Origin of the sequence: Pseudomonas frederiksbergensis (assembly GCF_001952935.1) — a bacterium.
Lineage (GTDB): Bacteria > Pseudomonadota > Gammaproteobacteria > Pseudomonadales > Pseudomonadaceae > Aquipseudomonas > Aquipseudomonas frederiksbergensis.
The window spans coordinates 1,846,253-1,858,838 of the sequence record NZ_CP018319.1 but is presented as its reverse complement, the minus strand read 5'-3'; the positions used below and the strand labels follow the sequence as shown (position 1 = coordinate 1,858,838).

Annotated in this window: 11 protein-coding genes and 1 riboswitch; of the genes, 9 read left to right on the top strand and 2 right to left on the bottom strand. The window is 60.1% G+C overall.

From position 1 onward, the window contains the following. Positions 1–150 precede the first annotated feature (150 nt). Complete coding sequence (locus PFAS1_RS08710) at positions 151–1,590, bottom strand: TolC family outer membrane protein (protein WP_076028877.1); 1,440 nt, start codon at positions 1,588–1,590, stop codon at positions 151–153. Positions 1,591–1,782: 192 nt separating this feature from the next. Beyond that, a riboswitch (TPP riboswitch) is annotated at positions 1,783–1,888 on the top strand. Between the two features lie 163 nt (positions 1,889–2,051). Here PFAS1_RS08710 and thiC point away from each other — a divergent pair. Beyond that, positions 2,052–3,941, top strand: a complete 1,890-nt coding sequence (gene thiC / locus PFAS1_RS08705) for a phosphomethylpyrimidine synthase ThiC (protein ID WP_076028876.1) — start codon at positions 2,052–2,054, stop codon at positions 3,939–3,941. Between the two features lie 140 nt (positions 3,942–4,081). Further along, on the top strand, positions 4,082–5,374 hold the full coding sequence (gene cytX / locus PFAS1_RS08700) for a putative hydroxymethylpyrimidine transporter CytX (RefSeq protein WP_076028875.1): 1,293 nt from the start codon (positions 4,082–4,084) through the stop codon (positions 5,372–5,374). On the opposite strand, the gene PFAS1_RS08695 is transcribed toward cytX, so the two are convergent. Beyond that, positions 5,343–6,089 carry an RsiV family protein gene (locus PFAS1_RS08695; protein ID WP_074873139.1) on the bottom strand — a complete coding sequence of 249 codons (747 nt, stop codon included), beginning with the start codon at positions 6,087–6,089 and terminating at the stop codon, positions 5,343–5,345. The two genes, cytX and PFAS1_RS08695, sit on opposite strands and share 32 nt — an antisense overlap. A gap of 229 nt (positions 6,090–6,318) precedes the next feature. Between PFAS1_RS08695 and PFAS1_RS08690 the strand changes: the two genes are divergently transcribed. The 7 genes from PFAS1_RS08690 to PFAS1_RS08660 all read left to right on the top strand — a co-directional run bounded on the left by PFAS1_RS08690 (position 6,319) and on the right by PFAS1_RS08660 (position 12,582). Then, positions 6,319–6,936 (top strand): NUDIX domain-containing protein, encoded by a 618-nt coding sequence (locus PFAS1_RS08690; RefSeq protein ID WP_076028874.1) that lies wholly within the window; start codon positions 6,319–6,321, stop codon positions 6,934–6,936. Next, positions 6,927–7,379 carry a DUF1249 domain-containing protein gene (locus tag PFAS1_RS08685; RefSeq protein WP_074873145.1) on the top strand — a complete coding sequence of 151 codons (453 nt, stop codon included), beginning with the start codon at positions 6,927–6,929 and terminating at the stop codon, positions 7,377–7,379. Before PFAS1_RS08690 ends, PFAS1_RS08685 begins: the two co-directional genes overlap by 10 nt. 104 nt (positions 7,380–7,483) lie before the next feature. After that, positions 7,484–8,299 (top strand): 3',5'-cyclic-AMP phosphodiesterase, encoded by an 816-nt coding sequence (gene cpdA / locus PFAS1_RS08680; protein WP_076028873.1) that lies wholly within the window; start codon positions 7,484–7,486, stop codon positions 8,297–8,299. Between the two features lie 204 nt (positions 8,300–8,503). Then, positions 8,504–9,112 (top strand): YqiA/YcfP family alpha/beta fold hydrolase, encoded by a 609-nt coding sequence (locus PFAS1_RS08675; RefSeq protein WP_076028872.1) that lies wholly within the window; start codon positions 8,504–8,506, stop codon positions 9,110–9,112. Positions 9,113–9,167: 55 nt separating this feature from the next. Continuing rightward, positions 9,168–11,072, top strand: coding sequence for a DNA topoisomerase IV subunit B (gene parE, locus PFAS1_RS08670; protein WP_076028871.1), 1,905 nt, complete (start codon positions 9,168–9,170; stop codon positions 11,070–11,072). Beyond that, a complete protein-coding gene (locus PFAS1_RS08665; RefSeq protein ID WP_074873158.1) occupies positions 11,072–12,061 on the top strand; it encodes an esterase-like activity of phytase family protein in 990 nt (329 codons plus the stop codon). The genes parE and PFAS1_RS08665 overlap by 1 nt, the downstream gene beginning before the upstream one ends. Next, on the top strand, positions 12,058–12,582 hold the full coding sequence (locus PFAS1_RS08660) for a retropepsin-like aspartic protease family protein (protein ID WP_076028870.1): 525 nt from the start codon (positions 12,058–12,060) through the stop codon (positions 12,580–12,582). Before PFAS1_RS08665 ends, PFAS1_RS08660 begins: the two co-directional genes overlap by 4 nt. The last annotated feature ends 4 nt before the right edge of the window (positions 12,583–12,586 follow it).

The window sequence follows — 12,586 nt, the reverse complement described above, 5'->3', positions numbered from 1 at the left end:
AGGGGGCTTGCCCCCGTTGGGCTGCGAAGCAGCCCCAAAACAGGCGACCAGTTTCTTCCAGAAGCACCGAGGCAGCTGATTCTACGACTGCTTCGCAGCCGAACGGGGCGATGCGGCGTTCCGACAAGCCCCCTCGCCACAGGTTTACCTTTACTGCGTTGGATTGGCTTTGAGTTGCTCCGCCGCAGCCTTCGCCAGGTCCGGCGGCAGGAAGTCTTTATCCGGGTTGTAATCAGCCTTGAGGTAACGCGCCAGATCCTGCAAGTCCCCCGGATTCAACGTGCCCGCGGCCTGCTTCAAGCGCAGGTTGTCGAGGATGTAGTCGTAACGCGTGTTGTTGTAGTCGCGCACCGAGGTGTACAGCTGACGCTGGGCATCCAGCACGTCGACGATATTTCGCGTGCCCACCTGATAACCGATTTCGGTCGCTTCCACCGCGCTCTGGTTGGAGATGATCGACTGCTTGCGTGCCTGCACCTGCTCGACGTCGGTGTTCACCGCGCGGTGCAGGTTGCGGGTGCTTTCGACGATTTGCCGGCGCAGGGCTTCACGTTGCTGCTCGGACTGATCCAGCTGGGCATACGATTGACGCACCTGGGAATTGATCAGGCCGCCGCTGTAGATCGGGATATTCAGTTGCAGGCCCACGGTGGTCTGGTCAACGTCGCCCTTGTAGGGCGAGCCGAAGACATTCGGGTTGCTGAAGCCCAGGGCATCGTTATCGCCTTTCTCGTACTTCGCCACGGCGTCCAGGGTCGGCGCGTGGCCGGCCTTGCGCTGCTTGAGGGTTTCTTCGGCGGCGCTGACGGCGTAGTTGCTGGCCAACAGATTGAGGTTCTGCCTGGCCGCCGTATCGACCCAGGATTTGGCGTCGTTCGGTGATGGCGGCAGAATCGGCAGGGTGTGGACAATGCCCTGAATCGAGTTGTACTGACGGTTGGTCAGGGTGATCAGGGCTTCGAACGCATCATCCACCTGACGCTGCGCGACGATCCGGTTGGCCCGCGCGGTGTCGTAACTGGCCTGGGATTGCAGCACGTCGGTCTTGTCCGACAGGCCGACATCGAAGCGCTCGTTGGATTGATCGAGCTGGCGTTTGAATGCGGCTTCCTCGGCCTTGGTCGAGGCCAGGTTGTCCTGGGTGCGCAATACGTTGAAGTAGCTTTCGGCGGTCTGCAGGATCAGGTTTTGCTGGGTCGCCGAGAGTTGCAACGCGGCCTGCTCATTAACGTCCTTGGCAGCCTGGAACTGGAACCAGCGATCGGCCCGGAACAGCGGTTGCGCCAGCGTTGCCTGATACGAATGAGCATTGCGGCTGAAGGTGGACGCAGGCTGATCGATCGACGTGCGCACGTTAGCCACTTCGGCACCACCAGAGAGGTTCGGCAGCAGCCCGGCGCGGGCCTGGGGCACGACTTCTTTCTGGGCGCCATATTGGGCGATGGCGGCAGCCAGGTCGGCGTTATTGTCCACCGCTTCCTGGTAGACGCTGACCAGATCGGTTTTGGTCGATAAGGGCGCTTCTGCTGCCCAGGCCATTCCATTGGACGCACAAGACACGGCAACGGCCAGTGAGAGTTTGCGCAGCATGAGGCCATCCCTAAAAAATTACGCTGATAATTTGAGCGCCAAGGCTACGGCGCGGCCCATACAGCGTCAAGGCGCGGTATGGCGTAGCGAGTGTAGTTGTGCGCAACGACCGCAACAATCCTGTAATTGCGCCATTCATCACGGTGTTTACCGCGGTGTTGGCGTTCTTTGCCGGTTGTGTCTAGACTGGCCGGGTTCTTGTCGGGGTGCCTTGCTATGAGGCTGAGATCGAATAATTTCGGATCCCGTTGAACCTGATCAGGTTAGCGCCTGCGTAGGGAACAAGATTTCTCGTCACCCGGCGAGTCCTCTTGTGCTTCGTCCGGGATGTTGTTCGACAATCGAACACCCCTCGAGCACTGAGCACAGCACAGCTGGTTTTCCCAGCGCACGTGCGTCCATTCGTTTACAGGTTCGCTCCGACAAAAATCCACTGCCTGGATGTGTCTGGAGAGCCCGTGATGACGATAAAACTAAAAAACACTACGAACCTGAGTGATTCGGCCCAAGTCGATCAGCAATCGGTTCAGCCGTTTACCCGCTCGCAAAAAATCTACGTTCAGGGCTCCCGCCCGGACATCCTCGTGCCGATGCGCGAAATCAGCCTTGATGTGACCCCGACCGACTTCGGCGGCGAGATCAACGCGCCGGTCGTTGTGTACGACACTTCGGGCCCGTACACCGATCCCAACGTCGTCATCGACGTACGCAAAGGTCTCGCCGATGTGCGTTCGCCGTGGATCGAATCCCGTGGCGACACCGAGCGCCTGCCAGGCCTGAGTTCCAACTTCGGCCAGGAACGCCTCGCTGATGAGGAGCTGACCAAGCTGCGTTTCGCTCACGTGAACAACCCGCGCCGGGCCAAGGCCGGCGCCAACGTCAGCCAGATGCACTACGCGCGCAAAGGCATCATCACCGCCGAGATGGAATACGTCGCCATCCGCGAAAACATGAAGCTTGAAGTGGCTCGCGCCGCCGGCCTGCTGGACCAGCAACACGCCGGTTACAGCTTTGGCGCCAGCGTGCCGAAAATCATCACCCCCGAATTCGTCCGTGAAGAGATCGCCCGCGGTCGCGCGATCATTCCGGCCAACATCAACCACACCGAACTGGAACCGATGATCATCGGCCGTAACTTCCTGGTGAAGATCAACGGCAACATTGGCAACAGCGCCTTGGGTTCGTCCATCGAAGAAGAAGTGGCGAAACTGACCTGGGGCATTCGCTGGGGTTCGGACACGGTCATGGACCTGTCCACCGGCAAACACATTCACGAAACCCGCGAGTGGATCATCCGTAACTCGCCGGTGCCGATCGGTACCGTGCCGATCTATCAAGCGTTGGAAAAAGTCGGCGGCGCTGCCGAAGACCTGACCTGGGAGCTGTTCCGCGACACGCTGATCGAACAGGCCGAACAGGGCGTCGACTACTTCACCATCCACGCCGGCGTGCTGTTGCGCTACGTGCCGCTGACCGCCAAACGCGTGACCGGTATCGTTTCCCGTGGTGGTTCGATCATGGCCAAGTGGTGCCTGGCGCACCACAAAGAGAACTTCCTCTACACCCATTTCGAAGACATCTGCGAAATCATGAAGGCCTACGACGTCAGCTTCTCGCTGGGCGATGGCCTGCGTCCGGGCTCGATTGCCGACGCCAACGACGCGGCGCAATTCGGTGAGCTGGAAACCCTCGGCGAACTGACCAAGATCGCCTGGAAGCACGACGTGCAGTGCATGATCGAAGGCCCGGGCCATGTGCCGATGCAGTTGATCAAAGAGAACATGGACAAGCAGCTGGAATGCTGCGACGAGGCGCCGTTCTATACCCTCGGCCCGCTGACCACGGACATTGCGCCAGGCTACGACCACATCACCTCGGGTATCGGTGCGGCGATGATCGGCTGGTTCGGTTGCGCCATGCTCTGCTACGTGACGCCGAAGGAACACTTGGGTCTGCCGAACAAGGATGACGTGAAGACCGGGATCATCACCTACAAGATCGCCGCGCACGCCGCCGACCTTGCCAAGGGCCATCCGGGCGCGCAGATCCGCGACAACGCCTTGAGCAAGGCGCGTTTCGAATTCCGCTGGGAAGACCAGTTCAACCTGGGTCTCGATCCGGATACCGCTCGTTCGTATCACGATGAGACCCTGCCGAAGGATTCGGCCAAGGTCGCGCACTTCTGCTCCATGTGCGGACCGAAATTCTGCTCGATGAAGATCACTCAGGAAGTCCGCGAATACGCGGCCAACCAGCGCATCGAAACGGTCGATGCCGAAGTCGCCCAGGGATTGGCGGAACAGGCCGAGCGGTTCAAGCAGGAAGGCAGCCAGCTGTACAAGAAGGTTTGATTCCGTACTGATCGTTCCCACGCTCTGCGTGGGAATGCAGCCCGTGACGCTCCGCGTCACTGGACGCGGAGCGTCCCTAGAGGCATTCCCACGCGGAGCGTGGGAACGATCACAACAAATGCCCCTCTGAGATAACACCCTTGAGCATTCAACCCAGCACGTATTCCCCTGATATCGCGGTGCCCCAAGACAAACGTGTCTTCGGCGGCCGCGATCTGTTTTCCCTGTGGTTCTCCCTCGGCATCGGTCTGATGGTGTTGCAGACCGGCGCTCTGCTCGCGCCAGGCCTGGGCCTGTCCGGTTCGCTGCTGGCAATCTTCCTCGGCACGCTGGTCGGCGTTTTGCTGCTGGCCGCCGTCGGCGTGATCGGCAGCGACACCGGTCTGTCGTCAATGGCCGCGCTCAAACTCAGCCTCGGTGCAAAAGGCGCGAGCCTGCCGGCCGTGCTGAACCTGCTGCAACTGATCGGTTGGGGCTCGTTCGAAATCATCGTCATGCGCGACGCCGCCAGCCTGCTCGGTGCGCGGGCGTTCAGCGAAAGCAGCCTGCTGTCCAATCCGCTGCTGTGGACCGTGTTCTTTGGTGGTTTGGCGACCTTGCTGGCCGTCAGTGGTCCGCTGACATTCGTCCGTCAGATCCTGCGCAAGTGGGGCATCTGGTTGCTGCTGGCCGCGTGCATCTGGCTGACCTGGAACCTGTTCGCCAAAGCTGATCTGGCGGCGCTGTGGGCACAGGCCGGTGATGGTTCGATGCCGTTCGCCGTGGGCTTCGACATTGCCATCGCCATGCCGCTGTCGTGGTTGCCGCTGATTGCCGATTACTCGCGTTTCGGCAAGCGTGCGAAAAACGTGTTCGGCGGTACAGCGATCGGCTTCTTTATCGGTAACTTCTGGCTGATGAGCCTGGGCGTGGCCTACACCCTGGCGTTCGCGCCGAGCGGTGAAGTGAATGCCTTGCTGTTGGCATTGGCGGGTGCCGGCCTGGGGATTCCGCTGCTGCTGATCCTGTTGGACGAGTCGGAAAACGCCTTCGCCGACATTCACTCGGCGGCCGTTTCCAGCGGGATTTTGCTGCGCTTGAAAGTTGAGCATCTGGCACTGGCGATTGGCGTGATCTGCACACTGATCGCCTGCCTGGCGCCGTTGGCCCAGTATCAGAACTTCCTGCTGTTGATCGGTTCGGTGTTTGCGCCGCTGTTCGGCGTGGTGCTGGTGGATCACTTCATCCTGCGCAAGCGCAGTGCTCGCGTGGCGTCAGCCGCATTGCGCTGGCCGGTGTTGCTCGCCTGGTTGGGCGGGGTGAGTACCTATCATTTGCTGGCCAATCTGTATCCGGACATCGGCGCAACCCTGCCGTCGCTGATTCTGGCAGGGCTGCTGCAACTGCTGCTCGGTCGAGCCTTCAGCTACGGCCGGGAAACAGCTCGGGCTTGAGAATACCGTTCAGGCGCGGGTAGGGGATCTTCAGTTCGACGTGGCCCAGCGCGTATGGCGCGATGGTGCTCACTTCGTACTTGAGGATCACCCCGCCGTACGTCAGCGCAATGTTTTGGGTTTTGACGAAAGGCCAGCTCTTCACGAACTCTGGCTCCTGATCGAGCTTGGTGCTGATCAGCCAGCTGTTGTGCGCTACTTGCGCCGCTTTCCAGAACGCTTCTTCCTGCCCCGGCACCAACATGTCCGACAGCGTCAGCACTTTGTGTTGCTGGCGTGAATAGTTGATGAAACTGCGGCCCGGCGTGCCATGGGCACCGCCAGTGTCCAGGTAGCTGGAAAATTCGACGATCACCAAGCCGTCATGCTGCTCACGTACCTTGGCTTGCAAGTAACTGCTGTTACGCGGGCCGGCACTGCTCAAAAACTGCTCGCGATACGCGGCCAGCGTGGGCGCCACCGGGGCGTCGGGCGAGGTTCGGGTCAGTTGCAGCAGGCGTTTTTCGATGATGCCGTCAAGCGCAGGTTCGGCAGGGAAGCGCAGCGTATCGATGTTAACCAGCGGGCAGTCAGCTGTTGTGCAACCCGGTTTCAGCTGTTCGGATGCATCGCGGGTAGTTTCAAGCGGCGCCCGGTAGTTGGGTTGGAACAAACTCTGGCAGGCGCCCAAAGTCAGGGCGATTGCAGCCACGGAGGCGATTTTAAAAAGCGACATGGGCGTCCTTCATGAAACAGGGAAAGGCAAAAAGTTATCCGCTTCGACTCTCAACGAAGCAGTCAGTTCGCCACTAAGCTGATTAGAGTTGGTTTTGCTCTCACCGTCTATCCCGCTGACTGGAAAGGGGCTGCATCAAACATCGCGGGCGCGTTAGGATGGCGCGAAGTCGAGGTTGCAAGTAACAAAAAGGAGCCTCATAACGGATTTGCAGTAAACGAGGATAGTCATGACTGATTTTGCCAACGCCGTTCCGACCGCCGTTGATATCGTTCGGCGCGAAAAGTGCTACGAGGGTTTCTACAAGCTCGATCGTGTGCACTTGCGCCACGAATTGTTCGCCGGGGGCATGAGTCGCGAGATCAATCGTGAAGTGTTCGTTCGCCACGATGCGGTGTGCGTGCTGCCATACGATCCGCAGCGCGATGAAGTGGTGTTGATCGAGCAGTTTCGCGTCGGCGCCATGGGCAAAATCGACAATCCATGGCTGATCGAACTGGTCGCCGGTCTGATCGACAAGGATGAGGTGCCGGAAGAAGTTGCTCACCGCGAAGCGCAGGAGGAAGCTGGGCTTGTGTTCGGGGCGCTTTGGCCGATGACCAAATATTTTCCATCGCCGGGCGGCAGCAATGAATTTGTGCACTTGTACCTGGGGCGCTGTGACAGTGTAGGGGTCGGTGGCCTGCATGGGCTGGAGGAAGAAGCAGAAGATATCCGCGTCACGGTCTGGGCGTTCGAAGATGCCTTGCAAGCCGTACGCGACGGACGAATTGCCAACGCGGCCAGCATCATTGCCTTGCAATGGTTAGCTTTGAACCGCGTTGAAGTGAGGGGGTTATGGTCGTAAACAAGTTGCGCGATCGCTATAGGGTCGACCTGGTGGGGCTGCAAGCCTCCTGCGAGGCCAACTACGCGCGCCTGATGCGATTGCTGCCCGACATGCGCAACGAACCGGAGGCGCGGCGCATAGCCGTGACTCATGGCGAGCAGATGCTCGGCGTACTGGCCCTCGAAGTCCTTCAAGTCTGCCCGTACACCACAACCCTGCAAGTACGCCAGGAACACAGCCTGCCGTGGCTGCCGGTGCCGCAACTGGAAGTTCAGGTCTATCACGACGCGTGCATGGCCGAAGTGGTCAGCGCCGAACATGCACGACGCTTTCGCGGCATCTATCCTTACCCGAATGCTTCAATGCATCAGCCGGACGAAAAGGCCCAGCTGAATATGTTCCTGGGTGAATGGCTGAGCCATTGCCTGGCCTGCGGACACGAGTACGCGGTGGTGCGGTAGCGGTAGATGTGAACTGCGTCAGGTTCACAGGTTTCCCCTTTTGATCATCCCCCAGCATAATTGCGGCACTCATCCATCCCGTGATTCAGCCCTGGGAGAACGCCTTGCCGAGCGTATCCACTTTGACCACCGCCGATCCGGCGTTGCTGGTGCAACTGTCCGACAGTCATCTGTTTGCCGAATCGGATGAAACGTTGCTGGGCATGAATACCCGGGACAGCCTGCAAAAAGTCATCGAGCTGGTTCGGCGTCAGCAGCCGCGGATCGACCTGATCATTGCCAGTGGCGATCTTTCTCAGGACGGGACGCTGGAGTCCTATCAGCAGTTTCGTGACCTGACGCGGCAACTCGATGCGCCGGCGCGCTGGATTCCCGGCAATCATGATGAGCCGCAGATCATGGCGCAGGCCGCTGTGCAGAGTGCGTTGCTGGAACCAGTGGTGGACGTTGGTAACTGGCGCGTCACGTTGCTCGATTCGGCCGTACCGGGTTCGGTGCCGGGGTATTTGCAGGATGAGCAGTTACAGTTGCTGGTCCGCTCGTTGAGCGAGGCGCCTGAACGGCATCATCTGGTGTGCTTGCATCATCATCCGGTGTCGATCGGGTGTGCGTGGATGGAGCCGATCGGATTGCGCAATCCAGACGCTTTGTTCGCCGTGCTGGATCGGTTTGCGCAGGTGCGCGCTGTTTTATGGGGGCATGTGCATCAAGAGGTCGATCAGGTTCGCAATGGCGTGCGGCTGATTGCCTCGCCTTCGACCTGTATTCAGTTCGAACCGGGCAGTGATGATTTCAAGGTCAGTGACCAGGCGCCGGGATATCGGTGGTTGCGGCTTTTGCCGGATGGTCAGCTCGAAACCGGCGTGGAACGCGTTACCGGTTTCGACTTTGAGGTCGATTACGGTTCCAACGGCTACTGACTTTTTTGTCATTCGGCAGGACCGAGTCGCGGCTTTCGCGAGCAAGCCCGCTCCCACAGGGGATTTGTGAATGACACAGATCCAATGTGGGAGCGGGCTTGCTCGCGAAGGCGTCGGCACAGCCGCGCTCATTCCCACGGATATCCCCGATCCCCCGACTCCCTGTAAACTCCGCCTTCTTTACCCGACGCACAGGGAGCTCAAATGTCTGGTTCGATCCTTTATATCCACGGTTTCAACAGCGCGCCTTCGTCTAAAAAGGCCACGCAGTTGGTACAAGTAATGGAACGTCTGGGCTTGAGCGATCAGTTGCGCGTCCCGGCCTTGCATCACCATCCGCGTGAGGCCATCGGTCAGCTAAACAAGGCGATTGAGGAGCTTGGGCGGCCACTGCTGGTCGGCAGCTCACTCGGCGGCTACTATGCGACTCACTTGGCCGAGCGCCATGGCCTCAAGGCCCTGTTGATCAATCCTGCCGTCAGTCCGCACCGGATGTTCGACGGGTATCTGGGGACGCAGAAAAACCTGTATACCGATGAGGCCTGGGAATTGACCCACGACCACGTGACGGCCCTGGCCGAGCTGGAAGTGCCGGCGCCCCGGGACCCGCAGCGTTATCAGGTGTGGTTGCAGACCGGCGATGAAACGCTGGACTACCGCCTCGCCCAGCAGTATTACCGGGCCTGTGCCTTGCGCATCCAGGCCGGCGGCGACCATAGCTTCCAGGGTTTTGCCGAGCAATTGCCGGCAATGCTGAGTTTTGCCGGCATCGGCGCAGATTTGTATCAGGCGATTGATTTCACTGCACTGTGACTCATCGCCCCTATTTTCAACGAGCACTCTTTTTACAGGCGGACGACGAGACCCCATGGCCACTCCCAGCGCTAGCTCTTATAACGCAGACGCCATCGAAGTCCTCTCGGGCCTCGACCCGGTGCGCAAACGCCCCGGCATGTACACCGACACCAGTCGGCCGAACCACCTCGCCCAGGAAGTCATCGACAACAGCGTCGACGAAGCCTTGGCCGGGCACGCGACCTCGGTGCAGGTCATCCTGCACGCCGATCACTCCCTGGTAGTCAGCGATGACGGCCGCGGCATGCCGGTGGATATCCACGCCGAAGAAGGCGTGTCGGGCGTCGAGCTGATCCTCACCAAGCTCCATGCGGGCGGCAAGTTTTCCAACAAGAACTACCAGTTCTCCGGCGGTCTGCACGGGGTGGGTATTTCCGTGGTCAACGCCTTGTCGAACGAAGTCCGGGTGCGCGTAAAACGTGACGGCAACGAATACCAGATGACGTTCGCCGACGGTTACAAGAAAACCGAGCTGGAAATCATTGGTACTGTCGGCAAGCGCAACACCGGTACCAGCGTGTTCTTCGCCCCGGACCCAAAATACTTCGATTCGCCGAAATTCTCCATCAGCCGCCTCAAGCATGTGCTCAAGGCCAAGGCCGTTCTGTGCCCGGGGCTGCTGGTCAGTTTTGAAGACAAGGCCACCGGCGAGAAAGTCGAATGGCATTACGAAGACGGCCTGCGTTCCTATCTGGTGGACGCGGTCAACGGATTCGAACGCCTGCCGGACGAGCCGTTCTGCGGCAGCCTGGCCGGTAACAAAGAAGCGGTCGATTGGGCGCTGTTGTGGTTGCCCGAAGGTGGCGACAGCGTTCAGGAAAGCTACGTCAACCTGATCCCGACGGCGCAGGGCGGTACCCACGTCAACGGTCTGCGTCAGGGCTTGCTCGATGCGATGCGCGAGTTCTGCGAATTCCGCAGCCTGCTGCCACGCGGCGTGAAGCTGGCGCCGGAAGACGTCTGGGAACGCATCGCTTTCGTGCTGTCGATGAAGATGCAAGAGCCGCAATTCTCCGGCCAGACCAAAGAGCGTCTGTCGTCCCGTGAAGCGGCTGCATTCGTTTCCGGTGTGGTCAAGGACGCGTTCAGCCTGTGGCTCAACGCCAACCCGGAAACCGGCATGTTGCTGGCAGAGCTGGCGATCAACAACGCCGGCCGACGTCTGAAGGCCAGCAAGAAGGTCGAGCGCAAGCGCATCACGGCGGGGCCGGCACTGCCGGGCAAACTCGCCGACTGCGCCGGGCAGGACCCGATGCGTTCCGAGCTGTTCCTGGTGGAAGGTGATTCCGCCGGCGGTTCGGCCAAGCAAGCGCGAGACAAAGAATTTCAAGCGATCCTGCCGTTGCGCGGCAAGATTCTGAACACCTGGGAAGTCGACGGCAGCGAAGTGCTGGCCAGCCAGGAAGTGCACAACATCGCCGTCGCCATCGGTGTCGATCCCGGCTCGGCTGACATCGCCCAGCTGCGTTACGGCAAGATCTGCATCCTCGCTGACGCCGACTCTGACGGTCTGCACATCGCCACGTTGCTGTGTGCGTTGTTCGTCCAGCATTTCCGCCCGTTGGTGGATGCCGGTCATGTCTACGTCGCGATGCCGCCGTTGTACCGAATCGACCTGGGCAAAGAGATTTACTACGCCCTGGACGAAGCCGAGCGCGATGGCATCCTCGATCGCCTGGTGGCCGAGAAGAAACGCGGCAAGCCGCAGGTCACACGATTCAAAGGCCTGGGTGAAATGAACCCGCCGCAGCTGCGCGAAACCACCATGGACCCGAACACTCGGCGTCTGGTGCAGTTGACGCTGGAAGATTTCGACGCAACCTCGGAAATGATGGACATGCTGCTAGCGAAGAAACGCGCCGGTGACCGCAAATCCTGGCTGGAATCCAAAGGCAACCTGGCCGAGGTTCTTGGCTGATGCGGGTTGGCTTTGCCCTGGCGTGTGCGTTACTTCTGACCTCGATTTCGGCGGTTGCCGAGCCGGTGCCGGAACTGCGCCTGTTGTCCGAGCATCCCGTTGAAGGTATGCGCGGCGGCAACCTGTCAGGGTTGGCCCAGTGCGGTAATGACCTGTGGACGGTGTCTGATCGCGACGACGATCAGATATACCGGCTCGATACCCGCGACAAGGTATGGCAAGCCGAAACGGTGGCCATCGGCGTACCACCGGTGCCAGACAGCGGTTTGCCCTGGGGCTTGCGTTCACGAACCTGGGTGGCGTCGTTTGTCCGTGGCGGGGACCTGGATTTTGAAGGCATCACCTGCGACAGCGCCGGTAATCGCTACCTCGTCAGCGAATCCCATGCCGCGATTCTGCAAGTGCCACCCGTTGGGCCATCGTCCTGGCTGAAAATCTCGCCGATGCTGATTCGCGAAGCCCGGGCCAGCGGCATGCTGTTGCACTTCAATGCGTTGTTCGAGGGCCTGGCGATCAATCCGGCGGGTGATCAATTGTGGCTCGCCTCTGAGCGTCAAAGCCGTGGCTTGTTGCTGATCAAGCGCAAACAGACGGTCTGGGATTGCGATGGTGGCTGTGTGTTGCTGAGCGAAGCCGGTAAAGAAATGCAGCCGGCACCGTTTCCCCGAGCCAAAGCGGTGACCCGAGACTTCGCCGACCTGTCGCTGTTCAACGGCAAGCTGTTTACCCTTGAGCGCAACGCCTACCAGATCTGCCGCCGTGATTCGGTGACGGCCAAGGTCGAGCGCTGCTGGTCCTTTGCCGATGAAGCCTTGCAGGTGCAGCGCCGCTATTCAAATCCCTACGGCCTGACCGAAGCGTTGATTGTTGACGCCGAGGGCGCGTGGATTGGCACTGACAACAACAACGATGCCCGCGCCGATGGCGAGGAACGGCCGATCGTCTGGCGCTTTGCCGCGCCTGAAGGTGGCTGGAGTGCCAAGTCATGAGTCAGCAGCCGCCAGGCAAACGCGTCGGTCGTGTGTTAATGGTGCTGGCCTGGTGCGCGGCGCTGTTTCTGGCCACTCGATTTTTCGGCCAGTGGGAAGCGCGTCAGCAGAATCCTAATATTGTGGTCAGCTCGGAGCAGGGCGAAGGTTTTATCGAGGTGAAACTGGCCAGTAACAACCAGGGTCACTTCGTCGCCAGCGGCCAGATCAACGGCCAACCGGTGGATTTCATGCTCGATACCGGGGCGACCGACGTGTCGATCCCGGCGGAATTGGCCGAACGGCTGAAGCTGGAAAAAGGCTTCGGGGTGACCCTGAGCACAGCCAACGGTCGAGCCCAGGGTTACCGAACCCGCATCGACCGCCTGCAACTGGGCGACATTGTGCTGCGTGATGTGCGCGCCCTCGTCGTGCCGGGCCTGGATGGCAAGCAAGTGCTGCTCGGAATGAGCGCGCTGAACAAACTTGAATTTACCCAGCGCGGTGGCACCATGCTGCTGCGCCAGACAACGAACCGATGAGGCC

Bases quoted from the DNA above. Each gene is read 5' to 3' on its own strand.
- PFAS1_RS08710 (WP_076028877.1), bottom strand. From the start codon at position 1,590: ATGCTGCGCAAACTCTCACTGGCCGTTGCCGTGTCTTGTGCGTCCAAT.
- thiC (WP_076028876.1), top strand. From the start codon at position 2,052: ATGACGATAAAACTAAAAAACACTACGAACCTGAGTGATTCGGCCCAA.
- PFAS1_RS08695 (WP_074873139.1), bottom strand. From the start codon at position 6,089: ATGTCGCTTTTTAAAATCGCCTCCGTGGCTGCAATCGCCCTGACTTTG.
- PFAS1_RS08690 (WP_076028874.1), top strand. From the start codon at position 6,319: ATGACTGATTTTGCCAACGCCGTTCCGACCGCCGTTGATATCGTTCGG.
- PFAS1_RS08685 (WP_074873145.1), top strand. From the start codon at position 6,927: ATGGTCGTAAACAAGTTGCGCGATCGCTATAGGGTCGACCTGGTGGGG.
- PFAS1_RS08675 (WP_076028872.1), top strand. From the start codon at position 8,504: ATGTCTGGTTCGATCCTTTATATCCACGGTTTCAACAGCGCGCCTTCG.
- parE (WP_076028871.1), top strand. From the start codon at position 9,168: ATGGCCACTCCCAGCGCTAGCTCTTATAACGCAGACGCCATCGAAGTC.
- PFAS1_RS08665 (WP_074873158.1), top strand. From the start codon at position 11,072: ATGCGGGTTGGCTTTGCCCTGGCGTGTGCGTTACTTCTGACCTCGATT.
- PFAS1_RS08660 (WP_076028870.1), top strand. From the start codon at position 12,058: ATGAGTCAGCAGCCGCCAGGCAAACGCGTCGGTCGTGTGTTAATGGTG.